14 protein-coding genes are annotated in these 15003 nt (G+C 67.2%); 9 read left to right on the top strand and 5 right to left on the bottom strand.

Translation table 11 applies throughout. From position 1 onward, the window contains the following. On the bottom strand, positions 1–551 hold a 551-nt coding region (locus KHY18_RS21050), incomplete at its 3' end, for a sulfatase-like hydrolase/transferase (protein ID WP_213304438.1). Between the two features lie 18 nt (positions 552–569). Beyond that, a complete protein-coding gene (locus KHY18_RS21045) occupies positions 570–1520 on the bottom strand; it encodes a tripartite tricarboxylate transporter substrate-binding protein (RefSeq protein ID WP_249729273.1) in 951 nt (316 codons plus the stop codon). A 326-nt stretch (positions 1521–1846) separates the two neighbouring features. Here KHY18_RS21045 and KHY18_RS21040 point away from each other — a divergent pair, with 326 nt between their 5' ends. Both KHY18_RS21040 and KHY18_RS21035 read left to right on the top strand, forming a co-directional pair. Continuing rightward, positions 1847–2836, top strand: coding sequence for a D-2-hydroxyacid dehydrogenase family protein (locus tag KHY18_RS21040; protein ID WP_213304436.1), 990 nt, complete (start codon positions 1847–1849; stop codon positions 2834–2836). Positions 2837–2875: 39 nt separating this feature from the next. Further along, positions 2876–4072, top strand: a complete 1197-nt coding sequence (locus KHY18_RS21035; protein WP_249729271.1) for a PrpF domain-containing protein — start codon at positions 2876–2878, stop codon at positions 4070–4072. A 25-nt stretch (positions 4073–4097) separates the two neighbouring features. Here the strand turns inward: KHY18_RS21035 and KHY18_RS21030 are convergent, their stop codons facing one another. Together KHY18_RS21030 and KHY18_RS21025 are read right to left on the bottom strand one after the other, a co-directional pair. After that, positions 4098–5069, bottom strand: a complete 972-nt coding sequence (locus KHY18_RS21030; RefSeq protein ID WP_213304430.1) for a Bug family tripartite tricarboxylate transporter substrate binding protein — start codon at positions 5067–5069, stop codon at positions 4098–4100. A gap of 37 nt (positions 5070–5106) precedes the next feature. Next, a complete protein-coding gene (locus tag KHY18_RS21025) occupies positions 5107–6273 on the bottom strand; it encodes an L-talarate/galactarate dehydratase (protein WP_213304427.1) in 1167 nt (388 codons plus the stop codon). 296 nt (positions 6274–6569) lie between these two features. Between KHY18_RS21025 and KHY18_RS21020 the strand changes: the two genes are divergently transcribed. Beyond that, positions 6570–7589 carry a LacI family DNA-binding transcriptional regulator gene (locus tag KHY18_RS21020; protein ID WP_213304424.1) on the top strand — a complete coding sequence of 340 codons (1020 nt, stop codon included), beginning with the start codon at positions 6570–6572 and terminating at the stop codon, positions 7587–7589. Positions 7590–7684: 95 nt separating this feature from the next. Here the strand turns inward: KHY18_RS21020 and gntR are convergent, their stop codons facing one another. After that, positions 7685–8713, bottom strand: a complete 1029-nt coding sequence (gntR, locus tag KHY18_RS21015) for an HTH-type transcriptional regulator GntR (RefSeq protein WP_213304421.1) — start codon at positions 8711–8713, stop codon at positions 7685–7687. 143 nt (positions 8714–8856) lie between these two features. Between gntR and KHY18_RS21010 the strand changes: the two genes are divergently transcribed. The 6 genes from KHY18_RS21010 to eda all read left to right on the top strand — a co-directional run bounded on the left by KHY18_RS21010 (position 8857) and on the right by eda (position 14868). Next, positions 8857–9417, top strand: a complete 561-nt coding sequence (locus KHY18_RS21010; RefSeq protein WP_502769374.1) for a gluconokinase — start codon at positions 8857–8859, stop codon at positions 9415–9417. Positions 9418–9442: 25 nt separating this feature from the next. Continuing rightward, positions 9443–9955 carry a TRAP transporter small permease gene (locus tag KHY18_RS21005; protein WP_213304418.1) on the top strand — a complete coding sequence of 171 codons (513 nt, stop codon included), beginning with the start codon at positions 9443–9445 and terminating at the stop codon, positions 9953–9955. A 12-nt stretch (positions 9956–9967) separates the two neighbouring features. Beyond that, positions 9968–11248 (top strand): TRAP transporter large permease, encoded by a 1281-nt coding sequence (locus KHY18_RS21000; protein WP_213304415.1) that lies wholly within the window; start codon positions 9968–9970, stop codon positions 11246–11248. A 51-nt stretch (positions 11249–11299) separates the two neighbouring features. Continuing rightward, the gene (locus KHY18_RS20995) at positions 11300–12316 is read left to right on the top strand and encodes a TRAP transporter substrate-binding protein (protein ID WP_213304412.1); all 1017 of its coding nucleotides are present in this window, start codon (positions 11300–11302) and stop codon (positions 12314–12316) included. 105 nt (positions 12317–12421) lie between these two features. Further along, positions 12422–14230 (top strand): phosphogluconate dehydratase, encoded by a 1809-nt coding sequence (gene edd, locus KHY18_RS20990; RefSeq protein WP_213304409.1) that lies wholly within the window; start codon positions 12422–12424, stop codon positions 14228–14230. After that, complete coding sequence (eda, locus tag KHY18_RS20985) at positions 14221–14868, top strand: bifunctional 4-hydroxy-2-oxoglutarate aldolase/2-dehydro-3-deoxy-phosphogluconate aldolase (RefSeq protein WP_213304406.1); 648 nt, start codon at positions 14221–14223, stop codon at positions 14866–14868. The genes edd and eda overlap by 10 nt, the downstream gene beginning before the upstream one ends. The last annotated feature ends 135 nt before the right edge of the window (positions 14869–15003 follow it).

Here is a 15003-nt window from a genome sequence, read left to right as displayed (position 1 = left end):
ATGCGCGCCACGTAATCGACGGCGCGATCCGACAGCAGGTCGGTGAGATAGCCTTCGGTCTGCGCGCTTTCGTCGCCGGTCCACAGGTCATGGCTGCCGCGCGAATCGCAATGCGTGAAATAGTCGATGCCGCCCGACAGCGGGCCGAAGAACTCTTCGTAGCCCGAACGCAGCGGGCCGAAATGCGGCGGATAGCCCAGGTGCCACTTGCCGATCAGCGCCGTGCGGTAGCCGCCGTCACGCAGCAGCGAAGGCAGGGTGGGGTGCTCGGGCGGCAGGCCCAGCGTGGTGCTGCCGCGGCTGTCGCTGCGAATCGGCTCCTCGGCCGCGCCGCGCAGCCGATACTGGTAGCGGCCGGTGATCATCGCGAAGCGCGTGGGCGAACACACGGGCGAGTTCGAGTAGCCCTGGGTCAGCTTGAGGCCTTGCGCCGCGAGCTGGTCCAGCACCGGCGATACCGGGCCGAATTCCGCGTCCCGGCCGCCGTAGCAGCCCAGGTCGGCGTAGCCGAGGTCGTCGGCGACGATGAAGATGATGTTGGGTCGTGTCATGTCGGTCCTGCGCTCACATCAGGGCTGGTAGCCCGACTGCTGCACCACCGGCGCCCATTGCGCCTGGTAGGCCTTGAGCATCTTGACCGTCTGTGCCTGGGTGCTCACCACGGGAACCATCATCGCGTCCTTGAAGCGGCTGGTGGTCTCGGGGTCCTGCATCACCGCATGGATGGCGCTGGCCAGGCGTTCGACCTTGTCCTTGGGCATGCTGGCCGGGGCAAAGAAAGTGTTCCAGCCCGTGGCCGCCAGATCGAGGCCGGCTTCCTTGAATGTAGGGATGGTGGGCGCGAAGGTGGAGCGCTGGGCGCCCGAAATCGCCAGGATGCGCACCTTGCCCGCTTCATGCTGGGCCAGCACCGTGTCCAGCGTGTCGACCGCGACCGGCACCTGGTTGCCCAGCAGATCGTTGAGCAGCGGCGCCGAGCCGCGGTAGCCTATCACCTGGGTCGTCACGCCGGCTTTTTCGCCGGCCATCAGCGCGAAGAAGTGCGGCAGGCTGCCCGTGGCAGGCACGCCGAAGTTCGCCTGCTTGGGGTTGGCGCGCATCCATTCGATCAACTGGGCGATGTTGCGCGCCGGCATCGAGGGCGCTACCGCCAAGGCGAAGTCGTAGCTGTTGACGTGGGAGACCGCAACGAAATCGCGCTCCACGTCGTAGCCGTTGTCCTTGAACACCAGGGGCGCGACCACCATCACCGCGGGGTTGGCCAGCATCAGCACGTTCTGGTTGGCGGGCGTGGCCTTGGCCTGCTGGGCCGCGAGGCGCCCGCCCGCGCCCGACTTGTTCTCCACGATCACCGGCACGCCCAGGCGCACGGCCAGCTTGTCGCCGACGATGCGCGCCACGCGGTCGGTGGCGCCGCCCGGCGCATAGCCCACGACGATGCGCAGCGGGCCGTCGAGTGCGGGCGCAGGCTGGGCCTGGACGGCGGGTGCGAGACCGGCGATGAGGCCCGTGAGGGCCATGGCGCCGGCGGTGTCGCGCATGAAGCGGCGGCGTGAACGGGTAGTGTGGTCGGCCATGCGGCGTCTCCTTTTTGATGCAGCAGACGTGCGTCGTCTGCTGCCATGTAGTGTTGTGGCGTGGCTGTCGTCAACGGGTGCAATCAGCCAGCCAGGATACTAACCCGGCTGTGGACGCTGAATTGGCGTCGCGAGCCCCGATTGCGAACGGCCGCCATCACGCGCATGACCGGCGCGGCGCAACTTTGCGGCCCACGCAGGCCCACGGCGGTGACGCCCACGGCGCTCCATAATGCGCATCACACCAACCATGGGCTGGAGGGACAAAAATGAAGATTGCCGTACTCGATGATTACCAGAATGCAGTCGAGAAGCTGCACTGCAATGCGCTGCTGCATGCGCACGACGTCACCGTTTTCACGCAGACCATGAACGAAGACCAGCTCGCGGCCGCGCTGCAGGACTTCGACGCGCTGGTGCTGATACGCGAGCGCACGGAAATCACCGCCAGCCTGCTCGCGCGCCTGCCGCGGCTGCGGCTGATATCGCAGACCGGCAAGGTCAGCGGCCATATCGATGTGCAGGCGGCAACGGATGCGGGCGTGGCGATCGCCGAGGGCGTGGGCGATCCCACGGCGCCGGCCGAGCTGACCTGGGCGCTGATCATGGCCGCCTACCGCAAGATTCCGCAGTATGTCGCCCACATGAAAGCCGGCCGCTGGCAGGCGGCGTCGCTGGACGCACGCTACAACACGCCGGGCCGTTCGCTGCAAGGCGATACGCTGGGCATCTGGAGCTACGGCAAGCTGGGCAAGCGCGTCGCGGGCTATGGCAAGGCCTTCGGCATGGACGTCGTCGTCTGGGGCCGCGAAGCCAGCCGCGCCCAGGCGCTGGCCGACGGCTACCGCGTCGCCGACTCCAAGCAAAGCTTCTTCGCCCAGGCCGATATCGTGAGCCTGCACCTGCGGCTCAACGCCGCCACGACAGGCACCGTGACCCTCGAAGACCTGCAGGCCATGAAGTCTTCGGCCCTGCTGGTCAACACCAGCCGTGCGGAACTGCTGGCGCCGGGCGCATTGCAGCAGGCGCTGGCCCAGGGCCGTCCCGGCTACGCCGCGCTCGATGTGTTCGAGACCGAACCCGTGACCGAAGACGCCTGGTTTCTGTCGGCCGACAATGTCGTCGCCACGCCGCATCTGGGCTATGTCGAACAAAAGGGCTACGAAATCTACTTTCGCGCGGCCTTCGAGAACGTCGCCAGCTTCTTCGCGGGATCGCCGACCAATGTCTGCAATCCCGCGGCGCTGGCCAAGGCCTGAGCCTTTTCATCCCTGTTTTCCGGTTTCTCCATGCCCAATATGCTTCTCCCCCGCCTGCGCCACAACACCTGGGAGTTTCCCGTGCACTACATGCGGGGCGGCACATCGACCGGCCTGGTGATCTGGGAGCCGGCCGCGCCGCAAGAGGAAAGCCTGCGCGAGGAATTGCTGCGCCATCTGATGGGCGTTCCTCCGGAGGGCGAGCGCCCGGGCAACAAGCAGACCACGGGCCTGGGCCGCGGCCCGGCGACCAGCAACAAGGTCTTCTTCGCGCAGATGGAGGGCACGGACGCCGGCGCGCGCCTGGTCAGCACGCTGGCCCAGCTCGCCGCCGACCACGGCCGCATCGACTGGAGCGTCAACTGCGGCAACATGTCGTCGGCGCTGCAGCTGTGGGCGCTCGATAACGAACTCGTGGAACACGCCGCAATCGGCGCCCACGAACTCGCGATACGCAACACCAATACCGGCGTGCTGACGACTTCGCGCATGGTGATCGAAGCCGATGGCGGCTTCGCCACGGCCGAGATTCCGGGCGTGATGGGCCGCCATCCGGGCGTCGATCTGTTCCTGCACCAGCCCGCGGGCGCCAAGACCGGCGCGCTGCTGCCCACGGGCAGCGCGGTCGACACGATTGCCGGCGTGCGCGTGAGCTGTGTCGACGTGGCCGTGCCCATGGTCATAGTGCACGCCGCCGATCTTGGCAAGACCGGGCAGGAGTCGGTGGGCGAACTCGCGGCCGACGCCGACTTCATGCAGCGCCTCAAGGCCCTCTGGGTCGAAGCCGGCTTGAAGATGCAGCTGCGGCGCAAGAACGGCAGCCTCATGAGCGCGGCCGACATCGCGCAAAGCGAGACCATTCCCAAGGTCTGCATCGTCAGCGCCGCGCGCAGCGGCGCCGATCTCGCCGTGCGCTACTTCACGCCCCAGACCGTGCACGCTTCGCTGGCGGTCTCGGGCGGTTGCTGCCTGGCCGCGGCAACGCTGGTGCCGGGATCGGTCGCGCATGAAATTGCGCCCAAGCGCGCGACATCGACGTTGGGCGAAATCAAGGTCGATATCGAGAACCCCGCGGGAATCCTGTCGACCACGGTGGTGGCTTCCATGGAGGGGGACACCTTGCGCATCGCCTCGGCCGCCTACCAGCGCAGCGCCCAGGTGCTGCTCAAGGGCTATGTGCCGCTGTACGCGGCCTCGGCGGCATTGCGCGCGGCGCTGGCGCAGCGCGCCGGGTAGAGCCGGCGCGCGAGCGCGGCGCGGTTTACTGCAGCGTGATGTTGCCGTCCTTGATGACCTTGCCCCAGACCGTCGATTCGCTGTGCAGCAGCGCCGCGAGTTCATCGGCCTGGCCCGCCTGGGGCTCGGCGCCCAGGCCCGTGAGCTTGTCGCGCGTGTCGGGTGCGGCCACCGCGCTGCGCACCGCATTGCGCAAGGCGGTCAGTACATCGGGCGGCACCTTGCCGGTCACAAAGACGCCAAACCAGCCCATGGCGCGGAAGTCCGGCACGCCGCTGGCCGCGACCGTCGGCAGTTCGGGCAGTAGCGCGGCCCGGCTGGCGCTGGTCACGGCGATGCCGCGCAACTGGCCGCTCTTGATGTACGGCGTGAGAATGGCGACGTTGTCTATGCCGGCCTGCAGACGCCCGGCCAGCAGATCGGGCATCAGCGCGCTCGTGCCTTTGTAGGGCACGTACTGCATGTCGGTCTCGGTCTTGCGCTTGATCATGTCCCACCCCAGATGCTGGGCCGAGCCGGGCGTGGAGCCGGCATAGGAGATCTTGCCGGGATTGGCCTTGGCGTAGGCGATCAGCTCGGGCAGGGTCTTCACCGGCAGCGAAGGGTGGACCACCATCACGTAGGGCGAAGTCGCGACCAGACCCAGCGGCAGCAACTGCTTTTCGGGGTCGAACGTGGTGCTGGGATAGAGCGCGCGGTAGGTGGCGAGCTGCGACGGCGCCATCAGAATGGTGTAGCCGTCGGCGTTCGCCTTGGCCACGCTTTCGGCGGCGATCAGTCCGCTGGCGCCGGGCTTGTTCTCGACCACCACGGTCTGGCCCAGCGTGTCGGCCATCTTCACGGCGATCAGCCGCGCGACCACATCGGTGGTGCCGCCGGCCGGCGTGCCGACCAGCATGCGCACGGGAGAAGCGGGGAACTTGTCGGCCGCGTTTGCGCCCAGGGCGCTGCACGCCAGCAGCGCGGCCGCGGCGCAGGAAGTGAATGAAAAGTGCATTTTGTCTCCTTTGTTGTCATCGTTCGGGGCCGGGGGCTCAGGGGCGCTTGCCGACTTCGGCGACTTCGCGCGTCCAGGCCTGGGCCTGCTCGCTCAGGCTCAGGCCCAAACCGGGGCGCGTGGGCACCAGCATGCGGCCGTCCTTGATCTCCAGGCGCTCGTTGAACAGCGGCTCCAGCCAGTCGAAATGCTCGACCCAGGGTTCGGTCGCATACACGGCGCCCAGGTGCACATGCAGCTCCATCGCGAAATGCGGGCCCAGCGCCAAGCCGGCGTTCTCGGCCTGGGCGGCGATGCGCAGGAAAGGCGTGATGCCGCCCACGCGCGGCGCGTCGGGCATCAGGTAGTCGGCCGCGCGGTGGCGAATCAGTTCGGCGTGCTCGGCCGCCGAGGTCAGCATCTCGCCGGTGGCGATGGGCGTATCGAACTGCGCGGCCAGGGCCGCATGGCCTTCGAAGTCATAGGCGTCCAGCGGTTCTTCTATCCACACCAGATTGAACTGCTCGAAGATGCGGCACATGCGCTGGGCGCTGGGGCGGTCCCATTGCTGGTTGGCATCGACCATCAGCGGCATGTCGTCGCCCAGGTGCTTGCGCACGGCTTCGACGCGCTGCACGTCGAGCGCCTGGTTGGGCTGGCCCACCTTGAGCTTGATGCCGCCGATGCCACGCTCGCGCGAAGCCGCGGCGTTGACCAGCAACTGGTCCAGCGGCGTGTGCAGAAAGCCGCCCGAGGTGTTGTAGCAGCGCACGCAGTCGCGCTGCGAACCCAGCAGCTTGGACAGCGACAGACCCGCGCGCCGCGCCTTGAGGTCATAGAGCGCGACGTCGAACGCGCCTATGGCCTGCACCGCCATGCCGCTGCGGCCCACCGACGCGCCCGCCCATTGCAGCTTGGTCCACAGTTTGGAAATATCGTTGGGGTCTTCGCCCAGGAGCGCCGGTGCGATTTCCTTGGCATGCGCGAACTGGCCGGGCCCGCCCGCGCGCTTCGAATAGCTGAAGCCCAGGCCGTGATGGCCGTCCTTGGTCTGGATCTCCACGAACAGCATGGCGATCTCGGTCATGGGCTTTTGGCGGCCGGTCAGCACCTTGGCGTCGCTGATCGGATGGGCCAGCGGCAGATAGCAGGACGAAACGCGCACCCAGGCGATGCTGTCGGCGGACAGCGGGGCGTTGGCGGGAGAAGAATTGGCGGTGGTCATGGTGGCGGCTTTCAGAAAAGACAACGTTGTCATTCCCGTTCAAAAAAAGAGCGGGCCTTGTTGATGGATTCACAAAAAATAGGTTTTGATTTTTTGCAAATCAATCTTCAGTGATTGAACCTGAGAAGAATGATAACGTTGTCATTTTGCGGGTCAATGGTTTTGCACCGGGGGTTTTCCCTGGTCGTGGCGTCGTGGCCGTTGCTACGCGCGCCGGCTGCATTGCATCGCGGCCCCGGCCCAGGCCGTAAACTAGCCGGGTAGTCAGGCCGCTCACGCCGAGCGGGCCCATGTCCATGAACAATCCCGTCCCCTTCAAAGCCGCCACCCTGCACGATGTCGCCCGCACCGCGGGGGTCTCGCTGATCACCGCTTCGCGCGCGCTGACCAATCCCAAACTGGTGTCCAGCACGACGATTCTCAAAGTGCAGGCCGCGGCGCAAGCCGTGGGCTATATCCCCAACCTGCTGGCCGGCGGCCTGAAGTCCAGGCGCAGCATGCTGGTCGCGGGCCTGGTGCCGGCGATTTCGGTGGCGCAGTTCCTGCCCACGGTGCAGTCGCTGACCGATGTGCTGTCGCAAGCTGGCTATCAGCTGATCCTGGGCCAGACCGGCTACGACCATGCGCACGAGGAAGCGCTGATCAACACCATGATCAGCCGGCGCCCTGACGGCATCGTCTTCACGGGCCTGGTGCATTCGGCCAGCGCGCGTGAGCGCCTGCAGCGCGTGGGCATTCCCGTGGTCGAGACCTGGGACCTGAGCGAGCGTCCGGTCGACATGCTGGTCGGTTTCTCCCATGTGAAGGTGGGCAGCGCCATCGCGGGCTATTTTCTGGCGAAGGGCTGGCAACGCGTGGGCATTGCCACCGGCAACGACCACCGCGGCGGGCTGCGGCGCGAAGGCTTTCTCGCGGCCATGGGCCGCGACGTTCCCACGGCCGTCGTGCCCGCGCCCAGCAGCATGGGCCTGGGGCGCAGGGCGCTGACCGAGTTGCTGGAAAAGGATCCGGGCTTGCAGGCGATCTACTGCAGCTCGGACCAGCTGGCCCAGGGCGTGCTGGCCGAAGCCCAGGCGCGCGGCCTGCGCGTTCCCGAAGACCTGGCCGTCTGCGGCTTCGGCAATGCCGATTTCGCGGCCGACATGCAGCCGTCGCTGACCACGGTGCATGTCGACGGCGCGGCCATTGGCCGGCGCGCGGCCCAGCTGATCATCGACCGCAGCCACGGCACGCCCATCGAGCAGCCGATTGTCGATGTGGGCTTTCGCATCATCGAGCGGCGCTCGACGTCGCTGGCGCACGATCGCTCGTGCTGAGTGCGTCGCAAGGCATTGAGCCGTCCAACACCGGCCCTTCGACAAGCGCGTCGCTAACGGTTTTTTAACGTGTTGAAGTACGCCATGACGGCATCTCAAGTGCTTTCGCGCACCACCAGCTCGTAGCCCAGCTGGATGCTGCCCGGCGCACCCGCGCTGCCGCGCATCATGGCCAGCAGCATGCTCGCGCCTTCGCGGCCGACTTCGCTGCGCGGCGTGCGCACGGTGGTCAGCGCGGGCACCATCTGGTCGCTGCCGGCCAGGTCGTTGAAACCGGCCATGGCGATGCGCGCGGGCACCTGCACGCCCAGGCGGTGGGCGGCCAGCAGCCCGCCCTGGGCGATGTCGTCGTTGCAAAAGAAGATGGCGTCGATGTCGGGCATGCGCTGCAGCATTTCCTCGAACAGCCGCGCGCCCAGCGCGATCGACGAGCGCTCGGGGCTCAGCATCTCGAGGCGTGGGTCGTAGAGGCCGGCTTCGCGCAGGCAGCGGCGGTAGCCTTCGGCGCGCTGCAGCACGCGCGGATCGAGCTGGGCGCCGCAAAAGGCGATGCGCCGCCGGCCGCGGTCCAGCAGATGCTGGGTGATGGCCGCGCCCGCATCGGTCTGCGAAAAACCGACGCAGGCCACGCCAGGCGCGCTGCTGGTTTCCATCAGATGCACGCAGGGCACGCCGCTCTGGGCGATCAGCTGGCGCGCGGTCTCGCTGCGGTCGAAGCCCGTGACCAGCAGGCCCGCGGGCCGGTGCGGCAGATAGGTGCGCAGCAGCAGCTCCTCTTCGGCGCTGTCGTAGTGGGTCACGCCTATCAGCGGCTGGTAGCCTTCGGGAAACAGCGTGCGGTGCACGGCTTCGAGCAGGTCGACGAACAAGGCGTTCGACAGCAGCGGCACCAGCACCAGCACCTGCGTGCTTTTCTGCGAGGCCAGCGCGCGCGCCGCGGGGTCGGGCACATAGCCCAGGCTGTCGGCGGCCTGCTGGACTTTTTGCACCAGCTGCGGATCGACACCGCGCTCGCCGCGCAGCGCGCGCGAGACGGTGATGGGGCTCACGCCCGCGAGCCGGGCGACGTCGGAAAGAGTGGTGCGGCCGCTGGAGCGGCGCGAACGACGCGGTGCTTCTGTCAAGGGTTTGTCCTGATGACTGGCTAAAATCGGTGAACCTATGATAGCGCTATCCAAGCAAGGATGGCATCGCTGTTTACCCCAGATGCCGTCTTGCGATAAATCACTGTGCGAGGGAATTTTGACCTCGTTTTTTTATGAGCACCATGGATAGCGCTATCCCGAATTCAAATCATGTGGAAATTCCGCCGCCCGGGCCTCTGGCCCTGGTGGTCATGGGCGTTTCCGGCTGCGGCAAGTCCAGCGTGGCCCAGCAACTCGCCGCGGCCACGGGCTGGACGCTGTACGAAGGCGACACCTACCATGCGCCCGAAAGCGTGCGCAAGATGCAGGCCGGCATCGCGCTGACCGACGACGACCGCAGCCACTGGCTGCAGCACCTGGCGCAGATCCTGGCGCTGGCCACGCCCGCCGCGGGCGTGGTGCTGACCTGCTCGGCCCTCAAGCGCAAGTACCGCGACTGCCTGCGCGCGGCCTTGCCCGAGCAGGGCGTGGGCTTTGTGTTCCTGGACCTGGACTTCGCCACGGCCTTGCAGCGCGTGCAGCAGCGCCCCGGCCATTTCTTCTCGCCCGATCTGGTCGCCAACCAGTTCGCCACGCTCGAACGCCCCGATGCCGAAGCCGGCGTGGTGGGGGTCGACGCGACGCTGCCGCTGGCCGACATCGTGCGCCGCGTGAACGCCTGGCGCGTTGCGCCGGCCGCGTGAACCATTCATAAAAAAGGAGATTCCCATGCATGCAGAAACAAGCCCCGATCAGCCCAAGCCGCGCCTGCAGCGCCTGGCCGAGCTGTTCATGGTGGCGGCCCTGGCCGGAATGGTGGTGGCGGTGTTCGTCAACGTCGTGCTGCGCTATGTGTTCAACACCAGCATCGTCTCGTACGAGGAAGTCGCGCGCCTGCTGTTCGTCTGGCTGGTCGCCATAGGTTCCATCGTCGCCGCCTACGAATGCAGCCATCTGGGCTTCGACATGGTGACTTCGCGCGTGCATCCCGCGACGCGCCGCTGGCTGTTCATGCTCACGCAGGCGCTGGTGGTGGTGTGCATGCTGATGCTGCTGTGGGGTTCGTGGGCCCAGGTGCAGGCCGGCATGGCCAGCTACAGCACGGTGATGGGCTATCCGCTGGCGCTGGGCGCCTCGGCGACGCTGGTGCTGGCCCTGGGCATGCTGGTGGTGGCCGTGCGTGACGTGCGCCGCGGCGCACCGCTGACGGCGGCCGACGGCAGCGTCCTCGACGTCGAATAAGGAGCAGGCAACATGGTCGTGACTTTCATTTTCCTGTTCGTGCTGATCGGCGGCATGGTGATCGGCATGCCGATCGCGCATTCGCTGGTGCTCACCGGCGTGGCGCTGATGTGGCACCTCGACTTCTTCGACACGCAGCTGCTGGCGCAGAACCTGCAGGCGGGCTTCGACAACTTCCCGCTGCTGGCCGTGCCGTTCTTCATCCTGGCCGGCGAGCTGATGAATGCCGGCGGCCTGTCGCGGCGCATCATCGATCTGGCCAGCGCGTTTGTCGGCCATATCCGCGGCGGCCTGGGCTTCGTGACGATTGGCGCGGCCGTGCTGCTGGCCTCGATGAGCGGCTCGGCGATCGCCGACACCGCGGCGCTGGCGACCATTCTGCTGCCGATGATGCGCGACCAGAAATACCCCGACAGCTACAGCTCCGGGCTGGTGGCGTCGGGCGGCATCATTGCGCCCATCATTCCGCCGTCCATGCCGTTCGTGATCTACGGCGTGACGACCAATACCTCGATCAGCAAGCTGTTCCTGTCGGGCATCGTTCCGGGCCTGATCATGGGCGTGTTCCTGGTCGTTGCCTGGTGGACGATTGCGCGCAAGTACCAGCTCACGGGCGGCCAGCGCGTGGCCTGGAGCATGCGCCTGAGCACCTTGCTCAAGAGCTTCTGGGCGATGATGATGCCGGTCATCATCCTGGGCGGCCTCAAGGGCGGCGTGTTCACGCCCACCGAAGCCGCCGTGGTGGCCGCGGTGTATGCGCTGTTCGTGTCCATGGTGGTCTACCGTGAGATGACGTGGAGCAAGCTGTATGGCGTGTTCCTGGCCGCGGCCAAGACGACGGCGGTGGTGATGTTCCTGTGCGGCGCGGCGACCGTGACCGCCTACATGATCACCCTGGCCGACCTGCCCAACCTGCTGGCCGAAAGCTTCTCCGGCGTGATGGGCGACCCCATGCTGTTCATGGCGCTGATGATGCTGTTCCTGCTGGTCGTGGGCACGGCCATGGATCTGACGCCCACCATCCTGATCTTCGGCCCGGTCTGCGCGCCGCTGGCCGTCAAGGCCGGCATCGACCCGGTGTACTTCGGCTTCATGTTCATCTATGTCGGCTGTATCGGCCTGATCACGCCGCCCGTGGGAACGGTGCAGAACGTGGTCGCCGGCGTCGGCAGGCTGCGCATGGAGACCGTGATCAAGGGCACGACGCCCTTCCTGATCGCGTATGTATTTCTGGCCGTGCTGCTGGTGATCTTCCCGCAGATCGTGCTGGCGCCGCTGCGCTGGATGCATTGAGAGCGTTTTTCAAAACCGGGGGCAGGGCCCCCATACAACCAGGAGACAGACATGCGAATCAAATTGGCCCTCGGCGCACTCGCCGTGATGATGGCGGCCGGTGCCGTTGGCACCGTTCATGCCCAGGACTTCAAGCCGCGCATCGTGCGCTTCGGCTACGGCCTGGTCGATGACTCCAACCAGGGCCGGGCCGTGCGCCTGTTCGCCAAGGAAGTCGAGAAAGCCACGGGCGGCAAGATGAAGGTGCGCGGCATCGGCAACGCCGCGCTGGGCTCGGACACGCAGATGCAGCAGGCGCTGATCGGTGGCGCGCAGGAGATGATGGTCGGCTCCACGGCCACGCTGGTCGGTGTCGCGCCGCAGATGGCGCTGTGGGACACGCCCTTCCTGATCAACAACACCCGGGAAGCCGACGCGCTGCTCGACGGCCCCGTGGGCGACAAGGTGCGCGCCACGCTCGAGCCCAAGGGCATCGTGGGCCTGGTCTACTGGGAAAACGGCTTTCGCAACCTGACCAACAACAAGCACCCGGTCACCAAGCTCGAGGACATGAACGGCATCAAGCTGCGCGTGATGCAGAACAATGTCTTCCTCGACAGCTTCAAGGCCCTGGGCGCGAATGCCGTGCCGCTGCCGTTCTCGGAGCTGTTCACGGCGCTCGAGACCAAGGCCGTCGACGGCCAGGAGAACCCGTTCAACACCGTGGTGTCGAGCAAGTTCTACGAAGTGCAGAAGTACCTCACGGTGACCAACCATGTCTACAGCCCCTGGATCGTCTCGGTCAGCAAGAAGTGGTGGGACGGTCTGAGCAAGGCCGAACAGACCGTGCTGATGGACGCGGCGAAGAAGGCGCGTGACTTCGAGCGCAAGGACACGCGCGAAGAAGCCGCCAAGGCCCTGGCCGACCTCAAGACCAAGGGTATGCAGGTCAACGAACTGTCGGCCGCCGAAGCCGGCCGCATGCGCGAGAAGCTGACGCAAGTCAACGCCTCGGTGGCCAGCACCGTGGGCAACGACCTGTGGAAGCAGACGCAGGACGAGCTCGCCAAGATCCGCGCCGCGAAGTAAATACGGCTGGCTTGGGCTGCGGCCCAGGCCAGGGCGCATCAGGATCTGCGTCAGCCAAATAATGACAAGCCCCACCTGGAACCGCAGGTTCCATCGAGAGAACGAATGACACTGAACGCCACCGTCGAAGCGGTCACGCGCCGCATACGCGAGCGCAGCGCTCCCGAGCGCGGCGCCTACCTGCAACGCCTGCAGGCCATGGCGCAGCGCGCGCCGGGCGCGCAGCGCCTGGGCTGCGCCAACGTCGCCCACGCGTTTGCCGGCCTGCCCGGCAACGACAAGCTGCGCATCGTCGCCGAGCGCGCGCCCAATATCGGCATCGTCACCGCCTACAACGATGTGCTGTCGGCCCATGCGCCGCTGCAGCACTACCCCGATCTGATCAAGGACGAAGCGCGCCGCCATGGCGCCACGGCCCAGGTCGCGGGCGGCGTGCCCGCGATGTGCGACGGCGTGACGCAAGGCACGCCGGGCATGGAGCTGAGCCTGTTCAGCCGCGACGTGATCGCCATGGCCACGGCCGTGTCGCTGAGCCACGACGTATTCGACTCCGCGCTGCTGCTGGGCGTGTGCGACAAGATCGTTCCCGGTCTGCTGATCGGCGCGCTGCAGTTCGGCCATCTGCCCATGGTGTTCGTGCCCGCGGGGCCCATGACGTCGGGCCTGTCGAACAACGCCAAGGCCAAGGTGCGCGAACAGGCGGCGCAAGGCCTGGTCGGGCGCGAGGAGCTGCTGGCCGCAGAATCGGCGGCCTACCATGGCGAAGGCACCTGCACTTTCTACGGCACGGCCAACAGCAACCAGATGCTGCTCGAAGCCATGGGCCTGCATGTGCCGGGAACGGCTTTCGTCAACCCCGGCCAGGCGCTGCGCCAGGAGCTCACGCGCGAAGCCGCGCGCACGTTGCTGGTGCCGGGCTGCGCGACTATCGGTGAAGTCGTCGACGAACGCTGCATCGTCAACGCCATGGTCGCGCTGCTGGCCACGGGCGGCTCCACCAACCATCTGATCCATTGGGTCGCGGTGGCGCGCGCGGCCGGCATCACCATCGACTGGAACGATTTCTCCGAGCTGTCGGCCGTGGTGCCGCTGCTGGCGCGCGTCTACCCCAACGGCAGCGCCGATGTGAACCATTTCCAGGCCGCGGGCGGGCCGGGCTATGTGATTCGCGAGCTGCTCGACGCGGGCCTGATGCACGACGACGTGCGCACGGCGCGCGCCGGCGGCATCCGCGAGTTCACGCGCCTGCCCCAGGGCGATGCCGAGCACCAGTTGCACTGGGTGGACATCGGTGCAAGCCTGGACGACAGCGTGGTGCGCCCCGTGAGCGCGCCGTTCAGCGCCACGGGCGGCCTGCGGCTGCTGCACGGCAATCTGGGCCGCAGCGTGATCAAGGTCTCGGCCGTGCCCGAAGAGCGCCATGTGATCGAGGCGCCAGCGCGCGTGTTCGGCTCGCAGGCCGAACTGCAGGCCGCGTTCCAGGCCGGCGAGCTGGACCGCGATGTGGTCTGCGTGGTGCGCTGGCAGGGCCCGCAGGCCAATGGCATGCCCGAGCTGCACAAGCTCACGCCGCCGCTGGCCGTGCTGCAGGGCAAGGGCTTCCAGGTGGCGCTGGTCACCGACGGCCGCATGAGCGGTGCCTCGGGCAAGGTGCCGGCGGCGATCCATGTGTCGCCCGAAGCCTGCGCGGGCGGGCCGCTGGCGCGCGTGCTCGACGGCGATATCGTGCGCCTGGACGCCGTCGCCGGCACGCTCGATGTGCTGGTCGGCGCCGCCGAATGGAATGCGCGTACGCCGGCGCATATGCCTGCGGAGCAGGCGCTGGACAACACCCTGGGCTTTGGCCGTGAACTGTTTGCCGGATTCCGGCGCAATGCGCTCAGCGCGGAAGAGGGAGCCTGCTCATGGCTGTAGACAGCACCACGTTCACGGCGCGCGATGTGATGCGCGACGCGCCCGTGATTCCGGTCATCGTGCTGCACGACGTGGCGCATGCCGTGCCCATGGCGCGCGCGCTGGTCGCGGGCGGCATCCGCATGCTCGAAGTCACGCTGCGCACGCCGCAGGCGCTGGCCTGCATAGAAGCCATCGCGCGCGAAGTGCCCGAAGCCGTGGTCGGCGCGGGCACGGTGCGCAGCAGCGCCGATGCCGCGGCTGCCGCGGGCGCGGGCGCGCGCTTTGCGGTGAGCCCGGGCTATACCTCGGCGCTGGGCGAAGCCTGCCGTGGCCATGGCCTGGCGCTGCTGCCCGGCGTGGCCACGGCCAGCGAAATCATGGCCGCGCAGGCCGATGGTTTCGATGCGCTGAAATTCTTCCCCGCGCTGCAGTCGGGCGGCAGCGCCATGCTCAAGGCCTGGGCCGGCCCGTTCGGCGATGTGCTGTTCTGCCCCACGGGCGGCATTCAGCCCAGCAACGCCGCGGAGTTTTTGGCACTGGCCAATGTGGCCTGTGTCGGCGGCTCCTGGCTGGTGCCCGCCGAGGCGCTGGCCCAGGGCGACTGGGCGCGCATCACGGCGCTGGCGCGCGCAGCGAGTCAGCTCCAGCGCGCCTGAGGCATGGCACTGTCAAGGGTATAAACGCGGAGTATCCGCGTGCATGGCTGCGCTAGCAGCTATAAGAAAAACAGCGCAGGAGGGGGGCTTGCCCGGCATAAGATTTGCCCGCAAGCAACCCCTTTCAGGAATACC

Source organism: Acidovorax sp. CCYZU-2555 (assembly GCF_018413525.1).
Lineage (GTDB): Bacteria > Pseudomonadota > Gammaproteobacteria > Burkholderiales > Burkholderiaceae_C > Comamonas.
Note: the sequence above shows the minus strand (reverse complement) of the source record. Positions and strands in the feature narration are given on the sequence as shown.

Coding starts and splice junctions, on each gene's coding strand:
- eda (WP_213304406.1), top strand. CDS start 14,221: ATGGCTGTAGACAGCACCACGTTCACGGCGCGCGATGTGATGCGCGAC.
- KHY18_RS21035 (WP_249729271.1), top strand. CDS start 2,876: ATGCTTCTCCCCCGCCTGCGCCACAACACCTGGGAGTTTCCCGTGCAC.
- KHY18_RS21005 (WP_213304418.1), top strand. CDS start 9,443: ATGCATGCAGAAACAAGCCCCGATCAGCCCAAGCCGCGCCTGCAGCGC.
- KHY18_RS21040 (WP_213304436.1), top strand. CDS start 1,847: ATGAAGATTGCCGTACTCGATGATTACCAGAATGCAGTCGAGAAGCTG.
- KHY18_RS20995 (WP_213304412.1), top strand. CDS start 11,300: ATGCGAATCAAATTGGCCCTCGGCGCACTCGCCGTGATGATGGCGGCC.
- edd (WP_213304409.1), top strand. CDS start 12,422: ATGACACTGAACGCCACCGTCGAAGCGGTCACGCGCCGCATACGCGAG.
- KHY18_RS21020 (WP_213304424.1), top strand. CDS start 6,570: ATGAACAATCCCGTCCCCTTCAAAGCCGCCACCCTGCACGATGTCGCC.
- KHY18_RS21010 (WP_502769374.1), top strand. CDS start 8,857: ATGGATAGCGCTATCCCGAATTCAAATCATGTGGAAATTCCGCCGCCC.
- KHY18_RS21045 (WP_249729273.1), bottom strand. CDS start 1,520: ATGGCCCTCACGGGCCTCATCGCCGGTCTCGCACCCGCCGTCCAGGCC.
- KHY18_RS21030 (WP_213304430.1), bottom strand. CDS start 5,069: ATGCACTTTTCATTCACTTCCTGCGCCGCGGCCGCGCTGCTGGCGTGC.
- KHY18_RS21000 (WP_213304415.1), top strand. CDS start 9,968: ATGGTCGTGACTTTCATTTTCCTGTTCGTGCTGATCGGCGGCATGGTG.
- KHY18_RS21025 (WP_213304427.1), bottom strand. CDS start 6,273: ATGACCACCGCCAATTCTTCTCCCGCCAACGCCCCGCTGTCCGCCGAC.